19 protein-coding genes and 1 tRNA gene are annotated in these 22,629 nt (G+C 39.5%); 9 read left to right on the top strand and 11 right to left on the bottom strand.

The features are described from left to right. Positions 1–7: 7 nt before the first annotated feature. Positions 8–610: a carboxymuconolactone decarboxylase family protein gene (locus N8A89_RS07410; protein ID WP_281541682.1), complete on the bottom strand. Its 603-nt coding sequence runs from the start codon at positions 608–610 to the stop codon at positions 8–10. A gap of 60 nt (positions 611–670) precedes the next feature. Here N8A89_RS07410 and N8A89_RS07405 point away from each other — a divergent pair, with 60 nt between their 5' ends. From N8A89_RS07405 to N8A89_RS07390, 4 genes are all read left to right on the top strand, one after another. Next, a complete protein-coding gene (locus N8A89_RS07405) occupies positions 671–1,099 on the top strand; it encodes an OsmC family protein (RefSeq protein WP_281541681.1) in 429 nt (142 codons plus the stop codon). Positions 1,100–1,170: 71 nt separating this feature from the next. Continuing rightward, positions 1,171–2,859 (top strand): single-stranded-DNA-specific exonuclease RecJ, encoded by a 1,689-nt coding sequence (gene recJ / locus N8A89_RS07400; RefSeq protein WP_281541680.1) that lies wholly within the window; start codon positions 1,171–1,173, stop codon positions 2,857–2,859. Next, positions 2,856–3,242 (top strand): VOC family protein, encoded by a 387-nt coding sequence (locus N8A89_RS07395; RefSeq protein WP_281541679.1) that lies wholly within the window; start codon positions 2,856–2,858, stop codon positions 3,240–3,242. Before recJ ends, N8A89_RS07395 begins: the two co-directional genes overlap by 4 nt. 3 nt (positions 3,243–3,245) lie before the next feature. Next, the gene (locus tag N8A89_RS07390) at positions 3,246–4,517 is read left to right on the top strand and encodes an MFS transporter (protein WP_281541678.1); all 1,272 of its coding nucleotides are present in this window, start codon (positions 3,246–3,248) and stop codon (positions 4,515–4,517) included. Positions 4,518–4,787: 270 nt separating this feature from the next. Here N8A89_RS07390 and N8A89_RS07385 read toward each other — a convergent pair whose 3' ends face one another. Further along, positions 4,788–5,558 (bottom strand): UDP-2,3-diacylglucosamine diphosphatase, encoded by a 771-nt coding sequence (locus N8A89_RS07385; protein ID WP_289645210.1) that lies wholly within the window; start codon positions 5,556–5,558, stop codon positions 4,788–4,790. Between the two features lie 144 nt (positions 5,559–5,702). On the opposite strand from N8A89_RS07385, the gene N8A89_RS07380 reads away from it, so the two are divergent. Continuing rightward, a complete protein-coding gene (locus tag N8A89_RS07380) occupies positions 5,703–6,155 on the top strand; it encodes a ferritin-like domain-containing protein (RefSeq protein WP_289645208.1) in 453 nt (150 codons plus the stop codon). 135 nt (positions 6,156–6,290) lie between these two features. On the opposite strand, the gene N8A89_RS07375 is transcribed toward N8A89_RS07380, so the two are convergent. The 4 genes from N8A89_RS07375 to N8A89_RS07360 all read right to left on the bottom strand — a co-directional run bounded on the left by N8A89_RS07375 (position 6,291) and on the right by N8A89_RS07360 (position 9,753). Beyond that, a complete protein-coding gene (locus N8A89_RS07375) occupies positions 6,291–6,743 on the bottom strand; it encodes a 6-pyruvoyl trahydropterin synthase family protein (RefSeq protein ID WP_281541677.1) in 453 nt (150 codons plus the stop codon). A gap of 374 nt (positions 6,744–7,117) precedes the next feature. Further along, positions 7,118–7,885 (bottom strand): enoyl-CoA hydratase/isomerase family protein, encoded by a 768-nt coding sequence (locus N8A89_RS07370; RefSeq protein WP_281541676.1) that lies wholly within the window; start codon positions 7,883–7,885, stop codon positions 7,118–7,120. 22 nt (positions 7,886–7,907) lie between these two features. Beyond that, positions 7,908–9,242: an MATE family efflux transporter gene (locus tag N8A89_RS07365; RefSeq protein WP_281541675.1), complete on the bottom strand. Its 1,335-nt coding sequence runs from the start codon at positions 9,240–9,242 to the stop codon at positions 7,908–7,910. A 10-nt stretch (positions 9,243–9,252) separates the two neighbouring features. Beyond that, on the bottom strand, positions 9,253–9,753 hold the full coding sequence (locus N8A89_RS07360) for a GNAT family N-acetyltransferase (protein WP_281541674.1): 501 nt from the start codon (positions 9,751–9,753) through the stop codon (positions 9,253–9,255). Positions 9,754–9,805: 52 nt separating this feature from the next. On the opposite strand from N8A89_RS07360, the gene N8A89_RS07355 reads away from it, so the two are divergent. Both N8A89_RS07355 and N8A89_RS07350 read left to right on the top strand, forming a co-directional pair. Beyond that, positions 9,806–10,603: a universal stress protein gene (locus N8A89_RS07355; protein WP_289645205.1), complete on the top strand. Its 798-nt coding sequence runs from the start codon at positions 9,806–9,808 to the stop codon at positions 10,601–10,603. A gap of 51 nt (positions 10,604–10,654) precedes the next feature. Then, positions 10,655–10,728: transfer RNA gene (locus tag N8A89_RS07350), tRNA-Ala, on the top strand. 47 nt (positions 10,729–10,775) lie between these two features. Here N8A89_RS07350 and N8A89_RS07345 read toward each other — a convergent pair. After that, positions 10,776–12,092 carry a sugar porter family MFS transporter gene (locus N8A89_RS07345; RefSeq protein ID WP_281541673.1) on the bottom strand — a complete coding sequence of 439 codons (1,317 nt, stop codon included), beginning with the start codon at positions 12,090–12,092 and terminating at the stop codon, positions 10,776–10,778. A gap of 112 nt (positions 12,093–12,204) precedes the next feature. Between N8A89_RS07345 and N8A89_RS07340 the strand changes: the two genes are divergently transcribed. After that, complete coding sequence (locus N8A89_RS07340; protein ID WP_281541672.1) at positions 12,205–12,915, top strand: SDR family oxidoreductase; 711 nt, start codon at positions 12,205–12,207, stop codon at positions 12,913–12,915. 2 nt (positions 12,916–12,917) lie between these two features. On the opposite strand, the gene N8A89_RS07335 is transcribed toward N8A89_RS07340, so the two are convergent. The 4 genes from N8A89_RS07335 to N8A89_RS07320 all read right to left on the bottom strand — a co-directional run bounded on the left by N8A89_RS07335 (position 12,918) and on the right by N8A89_RS07320 (position 21,475). Then, positions 12,918–15,656: a PD-(D/E)XK nuclease family protein gene (locus tag N8A89_RS07335; RefSeq protein ID WP_281541671.1), complete on the bottom strand. Its 2,739-nt coding sequence runs from the start codon at positions 15,654–15,656 to the stop codon at positions 12,918–12,920. Positions 15,657–15,730: 74 nt separating this feature from the next. Then, positions 15,731–17,074, bottom strand: coding sequence for an OmpA family protein (locus tag N8A89_RS07330; RefSeq protein WP_281541670.1), 1,344 nt, complete (start codon positions 17,072–17,074; stop codon positions 15,731–15,733). 113 nt (positions 17,075–17,187) lie between these two features. After that, on the bottom strand, positions 17,188–18,381 hold the full coding sequence (gene kbl, locus N8A89_RS07325; RefSeq protein WP_281541669.1) for a glycine C-acetyltransferase: 1,194 nt from the start codon (positions 18,379–18,381) through the stop codon (positions 17,188–17,190). Between the two features lies 1 nt (position 18,382). Next, positions 18,383–21,475, bottom strand: a complete 3,093-nt coding sequence (locus N8A89_RS07320) for a UvrD-helicase domain-containing protein (protein WP_281541668.1) — start codon at positions 21,473–21,475, stop codon at positions 18,383–18,385. Between the two features lie 119 nt (positions 21,476–21,594). Between N8A89_RS07320 and N8A89_RS07315 the strand changes: the two genes are divergently transcribed. After that, positions 21,595–22,203, top strand: coding sequence for a superoxide dismutase (locus tag N8A89_RS07315; RefSeq protein ID WP_281541667.1), 609 nt, complete (start codon positions 21,595–21,597; stop codon positions 22,201–22,203). Positions 22,204–22,629 lie beyond the last annotated feature (426 nt).

Below are 22,629 nucleotides of genomic sequence, written 5' to 3'. Positions count from 1 at the left end.
TAAAACTTTAATAACGACTCCCATCATGCTTTCCTTTCTCCCAACCGTGTTTGCCCAAATATTGATTGGCACTTTCAACGGCACCATCTTCAATATCCGTTCCTTGTGAATCGTTCCAACGGTTGAGGTAGCCAAAAAGAGAAATCACGCCCAACATTTCCACAATTTCGCCCTCGTTCCAATACAGGTAGAGTCGCTCTTTAATTTCGGAATCAACGGCATTGGGCACTTGCGATGCTAGTAAGGAAAAGTCTAAGGCCGCACGCTCAGCCTCGGAGAAAGCAGGATGGGTTCGGTACTCCCAGATATTATCCAATTGTTCCTGTTCCGCGCCATAACGTTCCGCCGCACGTATGGCATGCGCTTGGCAATAACGGCATCCGGCAGCGTTACTACTAACCCAGGCAATCATTCGCTTTAAGGCCGATGTTACCCGCCCTTCATTGGCCATCACGGCTTTATTGAGGTTTATAAAGGCTTTTGATATGGCCGGCCTGTGTTGCATAGTCAGTACCGAATTTGGACAGAAACCTAAGGTCTCATTGAAGAATTCGGCTAATTTTTTAGTTTCAATATCGTGGTTGGGATCAAGTGGTTGTACCAATGCCATAAGTAGCTTTTTTTGCGTTGTTTTTATAGTATTTTTGTAGCCTACAAGAAACAAAAAATTATGGGCACAACAAATCATATCAGCACCAAATGGTTAGGAAACATGGCTTTTGAGAGCACTAACACTTCTGGGTATACCTTTAAAATAGATGTTGCTAAAGAAGATGGTGGGGATAGTAGCGGATTACGCCCTAAAGCACTCATGCTCTCTTCTTTAGCCGGTTGTTCCGGGTTGGATATTGCAGGCCTCATAAAGAAGATGAAGCTAGATGTGGATGAATTTCATATAGAAACTATTGCCAATCTAACGGACGAGCATCCTAAATACTACGACAAGGTGGTTATTGAATACCATTTTTATGGAAGTAATTTAATAGAAGCCAAACTGCAACGCGCGGTGGACTTGTCCGTAGAGAAATATTGCGGGGTCATGGAAATGTTCAGGCGTTTTGCGGAGTTGGAGATAAAAACGATTTTTCATTCGAAATAAAGTTCAAGAGCAAGCGCCAATTTAAAATAAATTGAATTTAATCTTGTCCTTTGAATTTGTACCCTAAGACTATGCGCTGGACCATCAAGCCGAAACCTGAACCAAAACTAATTAACCAACTGGCCAAGGAGCTGGGTGTGGATGAATTGGTAGCGCAATTATTACTTCAAAGAGGGATAAGCACTTACGAAGAAGCCAAGCATTTTTTTAGACCACAATTGGAAGATTTGCACGATCCGTTCCTAATGAAGGATATGAGCATTGCCGTGGAAAGGATCGAGGCCGCGATATCCAATAATGAAAATATCCTGGTCTTTGGTGATTATGATGTTGACGGGACTACCGCCGTAGCTTTGGTCTCCTCGTACCTATTAAGCTACTATCCCAATGTGGCCACGTACATTCCAGACCGATATGATGAGGGTTACGGGGTGTCCTTTAAAGGAATTGATTTCGCGGAGGATAACGGATTTTCATTGATTATTGCGTTGGATTGTGGGGTAAAGGCGATAGATAAGGTGGCATACGCCAAGGAAAAAGGCATCGATTTTATAATTTGTGACCACCATAGACCTGGTGGTAACTTACCGCATGCTGTTGCCATACTGGATCCAAAAAGGGACGATTGTAATTATCCCTATGACGAATTGTGTGGATGTGGGGTTGGTTTTAAACTTATTCAGGCTTTAGGGTCTCGTAGAGGAGAGACCATTTACGACTTAACACAATACCTTGATTTAGTGGCTACGGCCATTGGAGCGGATATTGTACCTATCACTGGGGAAAACAGAATACTTGCATTTTATGGGCTACAGGTGATTAACCAACAACCGCGAATAGGTTTTAAGGCGATAATCAATCAAATCAACAAAACAGAACTGACCATTACCGATGTCGTTTTTATAATTGCCCCACGAATCAACGCGGCAGGTAGGATGAAACACGGTCAGCATGCGGTAAACTTATTGGTAGAAATGGATATTAATAAGGCATCAAAATTTGCCGCGGAGATAGAAAAGTTCAATACCGATAGGAGAGGTCTAGATCAAGAAATCACCCAAGAAGCGTTGGTTCAAATCCAAACGAATGACGAAGAATCAGGTTTCACTTCCGTAGTTTTTAAGGATTCCTGGCATAAGGGGGTAATAGGTATTGTGGCGTCACGGCTGACGGAAACTTATTATCGCCCCACTTTAGTATTTACGAAAAGTGGAGATAAGTTGGCAGCATCTGCACGTTCAGTAAAAGGCTTCGATGTCTACAATGCACTGGAAGGTTGTGCGGATTATATAGAACAATTTGGAGGCCATAAATATGCTGCGGGTTTAACCTTGGAAGCGAATCAATACCAAAATTTCAAGCACCAATTTGAGAAGGTTGTAAAGCAAACCATAGACCCTCAATTATTGGTTCCGGAGATTACGATAGATGCGGTCATCGAATTGAAAGATATTACGCCAAAATTATTGCGCATCATTAATCAATTTGCCCCTTTTGGACCAGGCAACATGAGTCCTGTCTTTATGGCCGAAAATTTAGTAGATACGGGCTATGCTAAATGTGTTGGACAAGAAGAAGCCCATTTGAAACTAGCTGTTACGCAAAATGATAGTCATAAAATAGGGGGTATTGGTTTTGATCTAGGGCATAAATTAAATTTGGTAACGAGCAGAAAACCCTTCAGTGCGGCATTTTCCATTGATGAAAATGAATGGCAGGGAAATGTAAGCCTTCAGCTGAAACTAAGGGATATCAAATGAGTATAGAACACTTGGCCATTTGGGTAGCTGATTTGGAACTAATGCGCAGTTTTTATGAACGTTATTTTGAGGCGACGGCGGGAGAAAAGTACCACAATGCAACAAAGAATTTCACTTCTTATTTTTTAACATTTAAGGGAGGCCCTCGATTGGAATTGATGCAAAAACCAGGGCTGCCTTCCATTCCTAACGGAGCCCAGGAGTATTTGGGAATCAATCACTTTGCAGTTTCCGTAGGGTCGAGGGAAAAGGTAAATGCCTTGACAGAACAATTTAGGAAGGACGGGCATTCGGTAGTCGGGGAACCCCGGACCACGGGTGATGGTTATTATGAAAGTGTTGTATTGGATCCGGAGGGAAACAGGATAGAAATTACCATTTAGAATATGAGCAAGGAATTAGATCCGTACGCCGCTTTACGATTTAAGGAGTTCAATATTTTTTTAGGGGTGCGTTTTGCTATGGTTTTTGCTTGGTCCATGCAATTCATAGTCATTGAGTGGCAAGTCTATTCTATGACGAAGGACCCACTTTCTTTAGGAATTATAGGGCTAATGGAGGTGATTCCCGCCGTAGGCATGGCTTTATTTGCGGGCCATGTGGTTGACCAAAAGGAAAAACGAAATCTTTTGGTAAAATGCATCCTTGGTTTCTCCGTGGTCAGTTTCGGGTTGTTTTTATTGAGTCTGCCGAGTATGGAAACTAAATATGAAACCAAGACGATATTATATAGTATTTATTTTCTAGTATTTATTGGCGGCCTGGTCCGGGCATTTTTAGGCCCGACCATTTTTTCCTTAATCGCCCTTATCGTGCCCAAAAGAATATATCCTAATGCGGCTACCTGGAGCAGTTCTACTTGGCAATTAGCCTCGGTCTTGGGGCCAGCCTTAGCAGGCTTTTCCATTAGTATTATAGGTGTGCATTGGTCTATGTGCGTTATTTTCGGGTTTTCCGTGCTGGCTCTGTTGCTATTATCCAGAATTCCTAAAAAACCTATCCTCAATCCAAAAATTGGAGAACCTGTTTTTGAGAGTTTAAGGGCGGGTCTACAGTTCGTGTTTAGAACCAAAGCGGTTTTTGGGGCGTTGACCTTGGATATGATTGCGGTACTTTTTGGAGGTGCAGTAGCTTTACTGCCCATCTTTGCGCAGGATATTCTTCATGTAGGTTCTGAAGGTTTTGGTGTTTTAAGGGCGGCACCAGCGGTAGGAGCTTCTATTATGATGTTAGGTTCCACAAGGTTTCCGTTGCACAAAAATGCAGGTAAGAAATTACTTTGGGCCGTAGCGGCTTTTGGGGTTTGTATTATTGCATTTGGCTTGTCTACGTACTTCTGGTTATCGGTTATTGCCTTGTTTTTAAGTGGTGCTGTGGATGGGGTTTCCATGATTATCCGACAGACCATTCTGCAATTAAAAACGCCGGATAACATGAGAGGAAGGGTGGCCTCTGTAAATTCTATGTTCGTTGGGTCTTCCAATGAACTGGGGGCATTTGAAAGTGGAGTAACCGCAAAACTAATGGGTACCGTTACCGCGGTGGTATTTGGAGGTACTATGACCTTATTGACAGTAGGGATAACTGCTTTCGTATCCCCATCGTTTAGAAAGTTGGATTTACAGAAAGATATCGACGAACATGAGGCGAGCAACTAACTGAAACAAAAAAACCCTTCTGGGAAGAAGGGCAATTTTGTAAAGTAGGTAACTTTAAGATTTGGGTCATTAAGAATTATTCTTGTAGGTAACGTGAAGATTTGGGGTCAACACTAAAACTTAATAACACTGTAAATATATTAGGAGTTTGGAAAATCTCTAAATTATTGTTGTGAATGTATCAAAATATGTTGTAGGAAAAAGATTACAATATGTTTGTGCGATGAACTACCGCCTATTGACTAGAATTATTTGGAGTAATTGAATCAGTTATTCCTTGGGATATTTCACTAAGCTTAGCCGCTCCCCATCAAAAACTGCATAGGTATAATAGTTGATCCAATCCCCCAAGTTGGTGTATCTGGATTTTGCGTTCAAATTAATTTCCAACGGAAGATGGCGGTGACCAAAGATAAAATGGTCGTAATGCTTCGTTTCCAGCTTACGTTTGGCATATTGCACTAGCCATTCCTTCTCGTCTCCAAGAAACTTAGCGTCCTCGTCGCCTGAGATTAATTTATTCTTAACCGAAAAATATTGGGCCAATTTCACGCCCCAATCCGGATGCAACCATCTAAAGAACCATTTGGCCACAGGATTGGTAAATAGCTTTTTCATGCGCTTATACCCCTTGTCGTGAGGGCCAAGACCATCACCATGACCAATAAAAAATGAGGTACCGTTAATAAGATATTCTTGTGGAGTGTGAAAGACGGGTATATTGAGCTCTTCCTCAAAATAGCCGTTCATCCATAGATCATGGTTTCCCACGAAATAATAGATAGGAATACCCGCATCGGCGATTTCGGCAAGCTTTCCAAAAGTTCTGGTAAAGCCTTTTGGGACTACGGTTTTGTACTCGAACCAAAAATCAAATAAATCCCCAAGTAGGAAAATCGCCCCGGCGTCTAACCTAATTTCATCAAGCCAAGCAACGAACTTTTTTTCCCGTGGTAGACTTTGCTGCATATCGGGAGCACCCAAATGGTTATCACTTGCAAAATAGACTTTCTTCCCCTTTGATAGCGCTATGGTGTTCATGCTCAGCACAAATATAACGCAATAGGATTTTGCTTTTGCATCTGGGTCAATTTTATTGGAATAACAGCAAAGAAAAGCCTGTATATATTGTTATATTTTCGGTGGTCACACGGTAGGCTAGAAGTTACCGCAAAATATATATAAATGAACAACGATATAAAAAACATAGAGAACAAGATTAAAGAAATAATAGAGAAAAACGAAGATGCCGTAAAAGGTTTTGAAAAAGCAGCTGAAAACACCAAGGATTTGGGCGTCAAAAGCTATTTTGAACAGCGTGCAGAAAAAAGAAAGCTATTCTTAAAGACATTGCATAACGCTACCCCAGCGTTGCAAACGGGAGATCAAGAAATTGACGGTTCTACCACAGGTTCAGCCCATAGGACTTGGATGGATATCAAAGCCTTCTTTTCCGGAGATAACGACGAATCCATGTTAGAAGAGGCCGCTAGAGGTGATAAGTCCGCACTGTCCGAATACAATGAAATCCTAGGAGAAAGCATGGTGCCACAACGTGTGAAGGAAGTTATTAGGGAACAGCGTGATGAAATTCAGAATGACCTAGAAACATCTAAGATTTTGGAAAAGTTCGCCTAAAGAAAATGTTGCTTAAATATTAAACATTCCATTCACTTAAAAAAGCCAAACAGTATTACTGTTTGGCTTTTTTAATTAATAGTATACCATTCTTATATGAGCAGATAATAAGTTATTCCTTAGGAAGATGCGACCTTATTGGTTGTCCGTTGCAAACCATTCTGCAAACGAGGTTTCCGTTTCCTGTAATTTTAAAGCGTATAATTTGATGTTTTTTGGAAGTCGAGCTTTAATTTTAGCGGCGAAATCAACCACCATATTTTCGCTAGTGGGTTGATAATCGGCTAATATCACATTGTGCCCCCTATCCGTTAATTCCTTGGCGAGTTCTACGTGCGGCGTATTTTTATTGAAGACGGTAGCGTGGTCAAATTTATCAACAATCTCTTCTTTCACTATTTTTTTCAAATCACTAAAATCAATGACCATTCCCAGTTTTACGTGCCCGGTATCCGTAATGGGTTGTCCAATGACGGTAACAGATAGTTTATAACTATGCCCATGAACATTCCGACATTTACCATCATAACCGTAGAGGGCGTGGCCGGTTTCAAAATTAAATTGCTTGGTGATTCTAATCGTTGACATTACTACCTTGGTTAGGTGGCAAAGGTAGGAATTCTAAAGATAGATGAAGAGAGACTTGAAGCTACTTTCATCCCCAAATTTTCAGGAAACAGTCCCTTTATTATTGAAACTTTGTACTTAGCGTTTAAACCTTCGCCGAGTACGTACTCGATTAACAAAATAAATAACAACTACGAACAGGGCAAGAATGGGAAATATAAGGTCGCCATTTAGAAAATTAAAAAATTCCATTCCGTTTAAATTTTAATATAAAACGATGGATGGCAGTGGTTATTGCTTTACTCGATAACCGAGATTAATATGTACCAAGGCTTGCATCCATATATAAATTAAAGCTCCTTTGAGTTAACTTTGGAGTTGGCCAATGTCTCAAATTACTTTTTAAACTTGGAAAGTGCTTCCCTGGTAAATTCGGACAGGACCAATTGTCCCGTAATGGCCGCCCTATCTTTCAACAAGGTATCCCAATGATCGGTGCTTTTCCAAAGGACACGCTTCCATTCCAATAGGGCATCAGGATTGTACGACGATAATTTCTGAACGAAAAAATCAAGGTCTTTATCCAACGCCTTCAAATCATCAAAAACCTTAGAAAACAATCCTTTTTCTTCAGCCCAGTAAGCATTCTTCCATTCAAGAGGAGCCAGGCTCAATTCAGAAAGCGCAGCAGTCCCTATCTTGCGCTCTACGGCGGGTTCAATTACTAAAGGCGCTATACCAATGGATAATTCTGATAGCCGTATGGCGGCAGCTTCCGTAGCAAAAACATAATCACAGGCCGAAGCCAGGCCTACGCCCCCACCTACGGTTTTTCCTTGTACACGTCCGACGATGACTTTTTTACATTTGCGCATGGCGTTGATCACGTTGGCAAAACCACTAAAGAAAATTTTACCTTCTTCCAAATTCGAAACTGCCATGAGCTCATCAAAGGAGGCGCCTGCACAAAAAGCCCTATCGCCTTCCGATTTTAAAACTACAACGGAAATTGAATCGTTTGTAGACAATTGATTAAGCTCTTTCGTAAGTCTATCCAAAAGTTCCGCCGTAAAGGAATTACTTGCGGGATGTCCAAATTCTACAATGGCGACATTTCCGTCAATTTTTATGTACAGACTTCCATTTTCTCTATCCGTCCCCATATCTTAATAATTTTATCCAAAATTAATGGTTTTGTAGTAGTGGCCGAAACTTTCTTCTAAACTCCAAAACTAAGGCTCCTCCTCTTATTGCCATCCATACAGTAAAGGCAATCCATATTCCCATTAGGCCCCAATCTAAATATATTCCTAAAAACAACGTTGGCACAAAACCTAGGAAAGTTGCCACTAATAAAGTATTCCGAAGGTATTTCATTTCTCCCAGTCCTTTAAAAAGGCCATCCAAAACAAATGCAATGGTATTAATGGGAAGTCCAAGAATAATAATAAAAAAGATACTGTAAAAGGTACTCAGTACCTGGGTCTCTTTGGAAAACAAACTTCCCATGGGATAATAGAATACAAAACCGATTGTCATGAGGACCAAACTTACTCCTAGACCGTATTGGACAATTTTTTTGGCCAAACGCCAAAGTCCATTATAATCTCTTGCTCCCAAAAGTTTTCCACCCATAATGTTGCCTGCCGCTCCATATCCATCAATAAAAAATGCGGAGAACAACCAGATATTAATGGCGATGGTATGTGCGCCTATATATTTGTCCCCAAGTGCCGTGGCTTCACGAACTGCAAGTATCAACGCCGTATTCAGGGCAATGGCCCTAACAAATAGGTTGAGGCTCATGACGATTAACCGACCCAATTCTGGATGTAGTGGGAATCTAAGTTTAAGACTGATGTTCGTTTTGGTAACTAATAGGATGAACGCCATAATAGCCATTACCGCTTGGGCAATTACACTGGCGTAAGCGGCCCCATCCAGATATAATGGATTCACCAATCCGTCAATCCCGTAAACTAGAATAAAATCCAGAATAACGTTTAAAACAGCCCCGACAATGGCGATGACCATGGGCCAATACGTATTTTGAAGTCCTCTGAAAATACCCATAACGGCAAAGGCAAAAAGGGTAAGGGGAAAGCCCCAAACTCTTATGGAGTAGTAACTCACACAATATTTTAATATTTTTCCCGAGGCGTTCAATAGTTGAAAAATCTCCTCTACTATAAAAACGGTGGACAAGAGGATTAGAATACTTAATCCGATATTTAGGAATATGGCCTGCGCAGGTAGTGTTTTTACTTCCTCCAACCTTCCCGCACCAAGATACTGCGAAATTATTGCGGAAATGGCGCTGCGGGTTTGCCCTAGAATCCAGATGAGCATGGAAAGAAACGACCCTACTATACCTGCTGCTGCAAGTGATTCCAATCCATCTACAGGAATGTTCCCAACGATAGCGGTATCGGTAATGGACAAAAGCGGTTCAGCAATACCTGCAACGGTGGCAGGAATGGCTAGCCTATTTATATTTTTAAAGTTGATGGTGGTATTCAAAGAACGCAAGTTAAAACACTAGTTCATAGCAATGGAAAGGATGGTCACTTTGTTGAGGAAAATATATATCCTTTAATTTTTGATATCCTCTTTGCTCATAAAATCTTTGGTTTCGTTTGTTTTGGCTAAAAGTATCCAAGCGAACGGATGAATAGTCGTTGGTCCGGGCATAGGCTTCCGCATACGCCATCAACTGCTGTGCATATCCATTTCCTTGATAAGAAGGATTAATTGCGAGACGGTGAACATAAATGTTATTATTGTTTGGCGTTAACCATTCTACTTCTTCGTATTCTTTATCCATTAAGGTTGATAACACGATACATCCTATTAACTTATCACCTTCTTTTAAGGTGTAAAGCTCCTTTCTCTCCATATCAATTTCAAATTGCTTTTTAGAAGGATATTCGTCTGTCCATTGATAGATGCCTTGGGAATCCATATGCCGCCTGCATGAATCCGTTATGTCAAGAATATCGGGAATTTCAGATATCTTTGCATGTTGAATCATAAAAAGGATTTATTTTAATTGTAAATTTAGAGTAATAATCAACAATTCTATTATGACTAATATTCTTGTTCCTATCGGTACTTCTGCAGATGCCCATGAAACGCTGCAATATGCAGTGGATTTTGCCAATGACTTTGCAGCCCATATTTATGTCATGGAGGTATTTAGTGCTTCATCCAAGACGGGTACATTGGCCAATGTCTCGGAGAAAATCGCCGAAAGCGGAAAAGAACGCTTGAAGGGAGTTATTAGTAAAGTAGATTCCAAAAAAGTAGATATCAAAACAGTAACCTATAACGGGGAACTGGTAGATGGGCTGAACGATATTGACAAGGAGGTGGGAATCGATTTAATTATATTAGCTCCGCGTAGTCATGACATACAAGAAGAGCTGTATTTAGGATATACTTCGGGAAGAATTATAAAACAGACCGATATTCCTACCCTAGTAGTTCCAAAAGGCACAAAATACCAAAGTTTTAAGACGGTACTGGTGGCCTTTAAATCTGGTATTCTTAAACGCAAAAGAATTTTAGATCCTCTGGTCACAATCGTCAATAAACATAGGGCAAAAGTGAATTTGTTATTGGTAAAGACGCCAGGCTATTCAGATGAAGATTTAAAGGTGAATACGGCCATGATGGATATAAGTTGCCAATTGACCATTACGGAGAATGCTACGACATACTTGGGGGTTTTGGAACACTTTCAATCACAACACCCAGATTTATTATGCGTTTTCAGGCGAAAAAGGGGGTTTTTCAAAAAGCTTTGGGAAAAAAGTACAATTTTAAAGTCAGAATTTTCAGCACCGATTCCCGTATTGATACTAAGTGCCAAGAAAGATTAAAATGCGCTTTGATAGGTTATTAAAAAGTATTTCCTTTGATGCGCTCAAAAAGGGGGATTAGCTCAGCTGGCTAGAGCGCTTGCCTGGCAGGCAAGAGGTCACCGGTTCGACTCCGGTATTCTCCACAAGCAGGCAAAAAGCCATACTTTTAAAGTATGGCTTTTGTTTTGCATTAACTTTTAGTTAGTTTCTTGCTTAACTCTTCTAAAGAAACTCCTTTGGTCTCCGGCATAATAAAATGAACCCATAACAGCTGCAATACCATCATGAAGGCAAAGAACATAAAAACAGTTCCTGCACCGATAGTTGAGAATAGAAATGGTACTGCAGCAGGTATGGCAGCTGCCAAAATCCAATGTACGGAACAACCAAAGGACTGCCCACTACCCCTCAAATGATTGGGAAATATTTCAGAAATAAAAACCCAAATTACAGACCCTTGGCCAACGGCATGTGCAGCTATGAATAAGAACAGAAAAATAGGTACAGCTATACCCTCCCATTCTAGGAAGAAAGCGCAGGCTACCAAAGAAAGAGATACGATATAACCGATAGAACCAATATACATGAGCTGTTTGCGACCTAAACGATCTATCAAATTAATTCCAAGCAGTGTAAACAGCATGTTGGTTACTCCAATACCAACACTACTTAAGAGGGCAGTGCTTTGGCCAAGACCGGCTTCCTCGAAAATACGGGGTGCGTAGTATAGAAAAGCGTTAATACCTGATACCTGATTAAAGAAGGCAATAAGAAATGCCAGTATCAACGGAAAGCGATATTTTTTCATGAAAATAGATTCTCCCGTAACTGTATTTTTATTGTCATTTTGAATGAGTTCGATGGTTTCATTAACATCTTGGGAAGGATCAATGAGTAAGAGTACTTTCTTTGCCTCTTCAATTCTATTCTGTGTAATCAACCATCTTGGGCTTTTAGGTACGGTCAATACGAACAACGTATAAATAATTGCAGGAATACCCTCTACGCCAACCATCCATCGCCAAGAATTATCTCCTAGTCCACTAAGCATGTAATTGGAAAGAAAGGCAATGAGAATACCAAAAACTAAGCTGAACTGATAAAAACCTACTAATTTACCTCTTTTGTCTGCTGGCGAAATCTCCGAAATATAAGCAGGTGCCGCAATTGTGGAAACACCGACGCCTATGCCACCTAAAAACCTAAATATCGCAAAAGTGATGGGATCATTGGAAAAGGCCGATCCAAACGCTGAGACACTAAAAAGAATTCCAATCCAAATAAGTGTATTTTTTCTGCCAAATTTGTCCGTAGGATATCCGGCAAATAAAGCGCCAAGAACGGTACCCCACAATGCACCGGAAATCACTACCCAACCATGGAAAGCGTCGGAACTATTCCACAACAACTGTAATTGTTTATCCGCCCCAGATATAACAACAGTATCAAACCCGAATAAGAACCCAGCTAGTGCTACGGTAATGGACCAAAGTATTATTCTGTTCATTTCAAAAATTTAGTAAGCGCTAAATATAACAAATCAAAACCGTTAAATGTTGTTCTTTATCAGCTACATTAAATTCCTATAAATTGTAACTTGGAAGGATAATAAATAAACTATGAAGGATTTAAACAATAAAGTAGCTTACATAACTGGTGGGACAAAAGGAATTGGTTTTGGAGTGGCAAAAGCACTATTGAAGCATGGAATGAGAGTGGCGATCAGCGGAAGGTCACAAGAAAGCGTGGGTCAAGCATTAAAGGATTTTAATGATGATTCCGTTTTGGGGATTGTATCCGACGTTTCTAAAATGGAGGACGAGAAGAAGGCTATTGCTGAAATTTTGGATAAGTGGGGTCAATTAGATGTGGTATTGGCCAATGCAGGTGTAGGGCATTTTGCTGCAATCGATGAAATGACTGACAAGGACTGGCACAGTATGATCAACACCAACCTTAACGGAGTATTTCATACCCTGAAAGCATCGGTAGAGGCGCTAAAAAAATCCAAGGGTTACTACATTACTTTAGCAAGTTTAGCAGGAACCAACTTTTTTGCTACTGGCGCAGGGTACAATGCTTCAAAATTTGGGGTGGTCGGTTTCACACAGGCGGCTATGCTTGATTTGAGGAAATATGATATCAAGGTTTCAACCATTATGCCAGGTTCCGTGGCGACGCATTTCAACAATAATGAGCCGGGCGAAGGTGATGCGTGGAAAATTCAACCTGAAGATATAGGAGAGCTTGTGCTAGATTTATTGAAAATGAATCCAAGAACTTTGCCCAGTAAGATTGAAGTTAGACCCTCCAGACCCGATAAAAAATAGCATTATACCTGTTTCTCTAGAAAGGGAATTTCTGGGTTGAAAATTTCACTAATCAGTTTATACAGCAGATTTTCAAACATGAAGAGCATATCATTGCCAATTATGAATGTTTTCTGACTCTCAACAGGTTCTTTTTTTGCAAACATGAGTAAACCCTCCCTCAAATTTTTTATAGAAATGATACCGGCAAGTAGGTCCTGATTTGGATGTGTTTTTGAATACATGTAGGAATAGCATAACAATTGGAAGGCTTTGCCGCATTGTTCTTCTTCTATTAGACAATCCCAATCTTTAATTTCCACATTGCGCTTCTCAACTTTCCCGGTCTTATAATCTATAATTCTTGTAACACCGTCAAATTCGTCTATTCGGTCCAGCTTTCCTTTAAGTAGAATGGGGGAATGGATATCAGTGATATTAAGGTCTAAGGTCAATTTCTTTTCTAATGCCAAGATTTTAATGGTGTGATTTTGTAATTCGCTGATTTCTAAATCGATAAAATCCTGTATATATTTAATGATTACATGATAGGACAGGTAATTCTTTCCGGTACCAATATTACCATCCAAATAGGTCTTTCTAAAATTTGACTTAACGATAGACTGTATTTTGGTCTTAGCATTTTCGAGAAGGGGTCTCGATAATTCCTGGCCGATAAACGGCGTATAGAGCTCCTCTAATGTGTCATGCACAATGGTTCCAAAGGTATTGGCGGCAATGGTTTCCTCAACTGCCACTATGTCCTTAATATCCAAAATGCTTCTTTTATAAAAGTCAAGGGGATTCCTTATATAATTGCTCAAGGAGCTTGGGGAGAATCCCTTTTGAGCGTAACCTGCAATACTTGTCAGTAGAGTATCGGTCTTAATAATTTTTTCCTGCTGAACGGTGGTTGGATGCAATAAAGGGGCAGCTACTCTTTCCCTGATGTCATTTCTATTCTCGTCGGTTAATAGTTGTGTTATCAACCTACTTCGCTCTCCACCTTCCAAGACATCCGGCTCGGTATTATATAGAATATAGATTTGTTTTGCCCTTTGTAGCAACCTGTAGAAATGATAGGTATATACCGCATCTTTTTCTTTGTATGTGGGAAGTCCATGCTCAATTTTTAACTCAAATGGAATAAAGGAATTATTGGATTTTCCCGAAGGTAGTATGCCCTCGTTCACCGAAGTTAGAATGACCGTCTCAAAATCCAGGTTTCTGCTTTCCAGCATTCCCATTATCTGTAAGCCCTCTAGAGGATCTCCTTGAAAATCCAGCGTTTCCGAAGCCATAAGTTGTCTAAACAGAATTTTTAGGGCCCTTGGATTCTTTACATAGGAATAGGTGGATATTATGGACTTGATTTGATTAAAGAGGTTATAAAATCTATACAATTGCTCAAGCACCATATGATTTTTTTCAATGGAAAAGATTTCTTTAAGCTCAAGGGTCAATTTTGCACACCTTTCTACAAAATTGTTGGTATCGGAATCATACCTACTGAAAAGTAAATTGGAAATGATAGCTTCACGTGCGTCAAAAGCCTCCAATGTTGCAGCATTAACGTAAAGCCAATTTCTTGACTTTATAGTTGATTGTAGTTTGTCAACATCAATACCAGAGGATTTTAACAACAAATCGGTATAGGAGTGGCATAGAAAACTTAAAAAGTCTTTATAGAACCATCCTTTTTCAGTTACAAGTTCATGAAGTTCTAATAGACCTTTGAAAAAACTGGCCAATTGGGTATTCTCTAAATTTTGCCCCATGGTAATATTCACTGCGGAAATGGAGGATGGGATTGAATTTAAAATTGGATTCAAAAGATTTTCATCCCCTAAAATTACCGCCGAGGTCTTTAGTGCACTTGGATTCTCAATTTCTAGTTGGGAGAGTAAATTACCTACATACTTTGCTTGGGATATATTTTTTGGGACACCAATAATTTCAATCTGTTTTTTTGTTAGATAGTAGGCACTTAATCCTTTAAGTTCATTGTTTTTATAAAAATCCCATGTTCTATGATGTTGACGGATAAATAAACCAGCATCATGTAACTTATCGTTTAAAAAATAGTGGTCAATATCCCAATAAATATGCGCTTTGCCAGCAAGCATTTTTTGAATGATATTACTTTCTGAGTTGTTTAATGCATTGAAGCCTAAGAAAATATGGGTTTTATTTACGTCTTTTAGATATCCTTCTATATTTTCAAATGCTTTTCTGTAGACCAACCCTTGATGCCCTATTCCCAGGAGTAGAAGATTATCTGTGAATTTTTGGTAAATCGGTTCTAAGTGTCTCCAGAAATGCAAATAATTTTCAATCAATTCGGTCTTTTCCGTGCTTAGCGACCAATGGTTCACTTCCTGTACCGCGGTAAGGCCAGAGAACAATTTTTTTGCATCTATTAAATATCTGTCTATCTCATTGAAATCTTGGAGTATAGTTGGCGCCCAATTTAAAAAGGAATCGAACGATTCTTTTTCATACTCTCCTGTTTCTAAATAGGCCTTATATAGTTCAAACAGCTGCTGTGTATTATTTGCGTACGAAGTACCTGCCACAACTTCAATGAACTCTTCTATACTATAAATGTCAGGAGCTTGTATAGTTCTACGAGCCTTTTTGGAAATAGCCGTTTTTAGGAACGTACCCGCTCTCTTGCTGGGAAGAACAAAGATGAGATTTTCAATCCCTGCATAGATATTCCATACGTCATCGACAACCTCTTCTATAAAGCTTTGCTGCATACTAGGTAAAAATAAAAAAGCTCCGCATTATGCGGAGCTTTTATTTATTAAAACACTTAGGTTTTTAATTCAACTTATTTTACTAAGTTAATTTCTACCCTTCTGTTTTGAGCTCTACCAGCTCTAGTGTTATTAGTTGCGATTGGTTTAGATTCACCATATCCTATTGCAGATAATCTGAATTCATCTATACCTTTCTCTACTAAGAATTCTTTTACTGAAAGTGCTCTCTTTTCAGAAAGACCTTGATTAAGCTTATCGCTACCAACACTATCAGTATGACCTTCTACTGTAAATTTAGCAGTTGGGTACTCTTTTAATATTGTAATGATATCAACCATTACAGAAGTTGACTCAGCTTTAATAGAAGCTTTACCTGTATCGAACAAAATTGTTCTTGCATAGTCGTTCAATTGTTTTTGAACTTCTTCAGTTACTTCTGGGCAACCTTGGTTGGCTACAGTACCTGCAACATCTGGACATTGATCGTCTTTGTCAAGTACACCGTCACCATCAGCATCTGGCCATGGGCAACCTTTGTTTTCAGCAGGACCTGCTTCGTTAGGACATTCATCATCTTTATCTGCAACACCGTCACCATCAGCATCAGGGCAACCAGCAAGAGCCGCAAGACCTGCTTCGTTAGGACAAGCATCATCTTTATCAGCGACACCGTCACCGTCAGCATCAGGACATCCGTTCATTTCTTTAGAACCAGCTTCGTTAGGACAATCATCTTTGCTGTCCTCGATGCCATCACCATCAGAATCTGGACATCCGTTGAATGCTTCTAAGCCAGCAACTTCTGGACAAGCATCATCTTTGTCATATATTCCATCACCATCAGTATCAGTTCCTCCGAATTTAACAGAGATACCGGCTAAGTGCTGAAAATGCTTAACACCGTAATCTTCGAAAGCGTGCTTATATGAAGACTGTAGAGTAAGACCTAAGTTCTCTGAGAACCAAATGTTAAGTCCAACACCTCCGTTTACAGTACCAGCACCTATTTCATCAACCCAAGTATAACCACCACCGATTTCGATGAAAGGATCAATAACGGTAGTTCTTCTGATGAAGTCATATTTTATTGTACCATCTATAGCATAATGAGAAAGATCATCAACGCTAACGTCACCCAGTTTGCTGATTTTGTTTAGAGACCCTCTGGCTCCAACAGAAAATCCATCACCAACAGCCTTAGAAACTCCTATATAAGAAATAGAAGGTAGGATATTCCAGTGATCGTTCACATTAAAGAATTCATTGCCAAAAGAGCTGACATCCCCAGTTGGATATACGTCAATGGCGTTAACCCCAAACTGTACTTGCCAAGGATTATTCTCGTCTTGCGCTTGTATGCTGTTAAATCCTACAACAAGTAGGGCAACAACCAATAATTTGCTAAGATGTTTCATGTTCAAAATTTTAAGTTTAAGTGTTTATTAGCTGCAAATGTAAGTTGTTAAATATTATTAACAAAATCAATTTCCTATTTTTTTTAACGCATTTGATAGATTAAAAATGACGTTTAAACGATTTCCAATTCTTTCCCTACCTCAGTAAAAGCCCTAATTGCCGCATCTAAATGTTCTTTAGTATGGGCAGCGGATAGCTGTACGCGAATTCTAGCTTTGTCTTTTGGGACTACCGGATAAAAGAAACCGATGACATAGATTCCTTTTTCCAGCAATTTATTCGCCATTTCCTGCGAAAGCTTGGCGTCATACAACATGACGGGTACAATAGCCGAATCTCCATCTATGATATCAAAACCGGAGCTAATCATACCCTTTTTGAAATAAGCTGTGTTCTCTTCAAGTCTGTCCCTTAAGGAAGTATCCTTTTCTAGTAGTTCGAACACCTTTATGGAGGCTCCTACAATTGCCGGTGCCAAGGAGTTTGAAAATAGATAGGGTCTGGAGCGTTGCCTAAGCATCGCTATAATTTCTTTTTTTCCAGTGGTGTATCCGCCCATGGCACCGCCAAGCGCTTTTCCTAAAGTACCGGTGATGATATCTACTCGGCCCATTACACCCTTTTCTTCCAGGGTGCCAATACCTTTGGCTCCAATGAATCCTGTAGCATGGCACTCGTCTATCATTACCATGGCATCATATTTTTCAGCCAGATCACAGATTTTATCCAAAGGCGCAACCAAGCCATCCATGGAGAAGACACCGTCGGTTACCACAAGTTTAAACCTTGAACCGTCTTTATTCGCTTGTTGTAACTGTTTTTCAAGATCTTCCATATCACTATTGGCATATCGATATCGCTTCGCTTTACACAGTCTGACCCCATCAATAATGGAGGCATGGTTTAAGGAATCGGATATGATAGCGTCCTCTGCCGATAGCAAGGGTTCAAAAACCCCACCGTTGGCATCAAAGCATGCGGCGTATAATATGGTATCCTCTGTACCATAGAAATCGGCTATCTTTTGCTCGAGCTTTTTATGGATGTCTTGAGTGCCGCAGATAAAACGAACCGAAGACATCCCAAAACCGTGGGTGTCCATAGTGTCCTTGGCTGCCTGCACAACTTCAGGATGTGATGAAAGGCCTAGGTAATTATTTGCGCACAAGTTAATAACCTCTTCTCCAGTAGCTATTTTGATAACTGGGTTCTGTGGAGTAACTATAATGCGCTCTTCTTTAAATAGCCCGTCTTCCTTAATACTCTGCAATTCTTCTTGTAAATGCTCTTTAATTTTTCCGTACATCTTAAATAAATTCTGTTACAATGTTTTCGTTAATATACACAATGATTTTATTCGCTACTCCATAACCCATGCGAAGATATGCATTTGCATATTCCTCTATTTGCCTTTCGTATCGGGAATCCTTACCGCCTGTTTTATAATCAATGATGGTAACTTCCTTATCCTTTAATATTACCCTATCGGGTCTTTCAATCGTACCATCTGGCATCAAGATATCTCTTTCATTAAAGATGGTATTCCCCGTATCGAAATAGGGTATTAAATGTGGATGGTTGAGGACAGCGAAAATCTTAGGTCGTAATTTCTTGGCTTCAAGCTCGTTTACCAGTCCTTTTTGTAAGGTTTTTGCCATAGCCTTATCCAAATCAGCATAGGTTTTAATATTTCCTAATATATAATGTATCAAGTTGCCCTGTTTTACCGCGATATCGCGACCACTGTCCCAGAGCATCCCTGCTTTTGTTACAATGCTAAAACTTGAACGGTCTCTATGGGAATAGATATATGGAATATCTGAATTTGCAGGTAATATGGTATCCATGTCGTTCGTAGTTGGCTTGCCGAACGAATATTCCAGTTTTTCAGGGCTCCAAAGTTTCATGGCACTTAGAAAATGGATGAATAAGCCAGAGAAGTATTTTGTTTTATGGTCCCCGTTTTTCTCTAGATCTTTAGTGCTTATTATATACAAGGCCGCCACAGCTCTGGTCAAGGCTACGTACAACAGGTTAAAGGCATCTAACATTAACTGTTGCTCTTCCTCCTGAAATATGGAAGCTTCACGCTTTCCGTAATTTTTTACCTCCTGCTTTTTATCAATGAGCAATTCTTCAAAACCTAAAAATTCTTTCTGTTCTACCGGAATCCAGAGTTTTGGATCGATTTCTTCAAAAATATAGGTATTGGCGTAGGGAAAGATTACCACAGGAAACTCGAGCCCCTTGGCTTTATGAATGGTCATCACCTGTATTGCGTTTACATCTTCTGGGGCACTAATGCTAAAAGTCGTTTCCTTTTTCTCCCAATAATCCAAGAAATATCGCAGGTCCGGACCTTCTTTCTGTTCAATCTCAAAGACGATGTCTACGAAAGTAGTCACATGGGCGTCCGAGACAGGTATTAAATCAAACTTTTTAAGCGCATATTCAATGCCGTCGTAAATGGATTCCTGAACGAACTTGTCCATATCAAAATTGAACTCTTGTCGTAAAAAGGATTGTGCATTGGCAAGATTTTCTTGAATAAAGGAATGCCTATTGCTACGTTCTTCCGATAAAAAAGCAAGTACCTCAAAAGCAATGGCAGGCTCATGCGGCTGTAGCTTAAACCGCATGAGATTTACTAAAAAACGCACCTTGTTGTTATTGGACAATAACAAGGCGTCCGGGGATATTACAGGAACATCGGCATTCAGCAGAAAATTAGACAGTAAAACTCCGTGCTTTTTCTTGCGGACAAGTACACAGATGTCTCCGTAGGTGAAACCATTACCCAGGTTTTCCTTGATGACGGACAAAGTTCGTTCAGCATAGTTTTCATCGGTTTCCTCTTCTAAAAATGATAGGTTTACATAACCTTCTTTTTTATGATTGGTTCTCTGTTGGTTCCCTTCTTTGAAAAATTCGCGATAGACAGGGTTCTCTAGAAAAGGGCTGATACTTTGAAAAAATAAATTATTAAAGTTTATAATTTCTTCCTTACTACGATAGTTTGTAGGAAGTAGGTAAGTGTCTCCCAGTACGGAAAACGGGTTGCTCCTTTTGTTCGTTAAATCCAAGAATTGTTCTGCTTTTCCGCCTCGCCATCTGTAAATGGCCTGTTTGGCGTCACCAACCAAAAAGAGCGAGCCTGTTTGTCCGCTGGAATCCAGTCCTTCCAATGCATTACTTATTAATGGTATTAGATTATTCCATTGCATCTCGGAGGTATCCTGAAATTCATCAATAAAATAATGCCGGTATTTTTCTCCTAGGCGTTCATAGATGAAAGGTGCCGGTTGATTTTTAATTTCCCTTGAAATGATAGAATTAAATTCTGATATGGAAAGCTGGTCCTTTTCTTCTTGTATGAGCTTGATCTCTTTATGAATACTGTTCAACAAAGTAAGGGGCACTATATTCCTATAGGCGTTCAATAATAGACTTCTTTCATAAACGAGTTCCTTTATATCCAGATATCGCTGTAAAAGTTCAGAAGGAATGCTTGTAGAAGGAAGCTGAACGTTCGCTTTTAAGATTTTACCAACCATTAAATTTTCTTCCAGCTTATTGGCGTAAAGTCGACTTGGATTCAAATTGCCTTCCCTTACTTTTTTAAAGTGATTTGGCAACGTCTCCCTTGGGAAGTCTTTTACATCCAGCCCAGTATTTTCAATAAAAGCCAAAGTTTCATCAGCAATTTGTGCCGCCTTTCTTTGTGCTGTTGTAATCTTATTGAAAAGTTCTTTTTGAAGCTCCAGGAAAACGCTTGTTTCCTTATTTTCTAGTAGTTTGAGATGGGAATCATTGTTTTCGTCAAAAAGCAATTTCCCCATTTTTAACAAATCATATGTAATGTCCCAACTCTTGTTATCATCTATTTTTTCTAGGGTAAAGGCCATTAATATTTTAGTAAGCTCAGAATCTTCGCCCGCTTTTCCAACAACTCTTGAAACGGCTTCGTTTAAAAGCAAATCAGTATCCAGGACCACCTCAAAATTCTGAGGTATTTTAAGATCTCTCGCAAATGTCCTTATGAGTCTGTGCGTAAACTTATCTATAGTGGAAATATCAAAAAATGCATAGTTGTGCAGAATTTCCTTAAGTCTTAACCTACTGGTTTTTTTCAGGGATTCGGGCGTCAATTTTAATTCTGTAGACAGTTCCTCAAATAAGGAAGGGCTCTTTTTAGTTAAATCGATAATGGAAAATTCATAAAGACTGCTCAGAATGCGGTGTTTCATCTCGTTTACGGCCTTATTGGTAAACGTAATGGCCAAAATTCGTTTGAAACTGTTTGGAGCGGCAAGAACAAGTTTAAGATAAGCTTTTGAGAGGGCATAGGTCTTTCCGGAACCCGCGGAAGCGTTGAATATTTTAAAGGAGCTCTCTTGCACGTATTTTTACTTGCAAAATAAGGATTCTAAGACAGTTCTTAACAAATAATTAGGGGAATATAATTGTTAAAAAGATTAACTTTGGTTGAGATTAATATTAACACTAAAAACAAATAAACATGGCTTTTGAATTACCAAAATTGCCTTACGCATATGATGCTTTAGAGCCTCATATTGATGCAAGGACAATGGAAATACATCATACGAAACATCATAACGGGTATACCACAAAATTAAATGACGCTATTGCCGGTACGGATTTAGAAGGAAAATCTATTGAAGCGATTTTATCCGGGTTGGATATGGATAATAGTGCAGTAAGAAATAATGGTGGCGGCTTTTATAATCACTCCTTATTCTGGAGTATTTTATCTCCAAAAGGAGGCGGCACCCCAAGTGGGGAATTAGCTAAAGCAATTAACGATGCTTTTGGATCATATGAGAGCTTTAAGGAAAAGTTCAGTACTGCTGCAGGAACACGTTTTGGTTCTGGTTGGGCGTGGCTCTGTGTACATAAAGGAGGAAAAGTAGAAATTTGTTCTACTCCAAATCAGGATAATTCACTTATGCCAGGTGTAGGATGCGGTGGTCACCCTATTCTTGGATTAGATGTTTGGGAACACGCTTACTACCTAAATTACCAAAATAGAAGACCGGATTATATAAATGCTTTTTTCAACATTATCAATTGGGATAAAGTTGAAAAACTTTACGCGGAAAACAGATAAAGTACTACAGAAAAATCTTGTTAATTAGATAACTAACAACCACTTAGGAAGAAATTCTTTGGTGGTTTTTTATGTTTTTGGAAATAGAAAAGGGCGGAGAAGTCTCCACCCTTTTCGTCCCAAATCTTACCATAAACTTAACCTACTTATGCTATGGCAGTACTAAATTACTGGTATTGTGGGAAATAAAAAAAGAAATTTTAAGAAATTTTAAATTCTTTTATTCGGGAAATTTTTTAATAGCAACGATTGGCAGGGTAATTGAACAAAAGGGCTACTCGATTAACGGTAATAAAAAAGGCGGAGCATTGCTCCACCTTTTTTCCCCAAATCTTACCATGAACTTAACCTACTTATGCTATGGTTCTTCAAAGATAAGGGATGGGCTTTTGCAGATCATAAGGTATTGGATGAAAGCCTTAATCT

The organism is Maribacter aestuarii, assembly GCF_027474845.2.
In the GTDB taxonomy this organism is placed as follows: Bacteria; Bacteroidota; Bacteroidia; order Flavobacteriales; family Flavobacteriaceae; genus Maribacter; species Maribacter aestuarii.
The sequence above is the reverse complement of the archived record's forward strand: the minus strand, read 5'-3'. Positions and strand labels throughout refer to the sequence as shown.

Coding starts and splice junctions, on each gene's coding strand:
- N8A89_RS07405 (WP_281541681.1), top strand. CDS start 671: ATGGGCACAACAAATCATATCAGCACCAAATGGTTAGGAAACATGGCT.
- N8A89_RS07360 (WP_281541674.1), bottom strand. CDS start 9,753: ATGATTCAACATGCAAAGATATCTGAAATTCCCGATATTCTTGACATA.
- N8A89_RS07410 (WP_281541682.1), bottom strand. CDS start 610: ATGGCATTGGTACAACCACTTGATCCCAACCACGATATTGAAACTAAA.
- N8A89_RS07315 (WP_281541667.1), top strand. CDS start 21,595: ATGGCTTTTGAATTACCAAAATTGCCTTACGCATATGATGCTTTAGAG.
- kbl (WP_281541669.1), bottom strand. CDS start 18,381: ATGTACGGAAAAATTAAAGAGCATTTACAAGAAGAATTGCAGAGTATT.
- recJ (WP_281541680.1), top strand. CDS start 1,171: ATGCGCTGGACCATCAAGCCGAAACCTGAACCAAAACTAATTAACCAA.
- N8A89_RS07390 (WP_281541678.1), top strand. CDS start 3,246: ATGAGCAAGGAATTAGATCCGTACGCCGCTTTACGATTTAAGGAGTTC.
- N8A89_RS07380 (WP_289645208.1), top strand. CDS start 5,703: ATGAACAACGATATAAAAAACATAGAGAACAAGATTAAAGAAATAATA.
- N8A89_RS07395 (WP_281541679.1), top strand. CDS start 2,856: ATGAGTATAGAACACTTGGCCATTTGGGTAGCTGATTTGGAACTAATG.
- N8A89_RS07335 (WP_281541671.1), bottom strand. CDS start 15,656: ATGCAGCAAAGCTTTATAGAAGAGGTTGTCGATGACGTATGGAATATC.
- N8A89_RS07345 (WP_281541673.1), bottom strand. CDS start 12,092: ATGAACAGAATAATACTTTGGTCCATTACCGTAGCACTAGCTGGGTTC.
- N8A89_RS07375 (WP_281541677.1), bottom strand. CDS start 6,743: ATGTCAACGATTAGAATCACCAAGCAATTTAATTTTGAAACCGGCCAC.
- N8A89_RS07340 (WP_281541672.1), top strand. CDS start 12,205: ATGAAGGATTTAAACAATAAAGTAGCTTACATAACTGGTGGGACAAAA.
- N8A89_RS07370 (WP_281541676.1), bottom strand. CDS start 7,885: ATGGGGACGGATAGAGAAAATGGAAGTCTGTACATAAAAATTGACGGA.
- N8A89_RS07355 (WP_289645205.1), top strand. CDS start 9,806: ATGACTAATATTCTTGTTCCTATCGGTACTTCTGCAGATGCCCATGAA.
- N8A89_RS07385 (WP_289645210.1), bottom strand. CDS start 5,558: ATGAACACCATAGCGCTATCAAAGGGGAAGAAAGTCTATTTTGCAAGT.
- N8A89_RS07330 (WP_281541670.1), bottom strand. CDS start 17,074: ATGAAACATCTTAGCAAATTATTGGTTGTTGCCCTACTTGTTGTAGGA.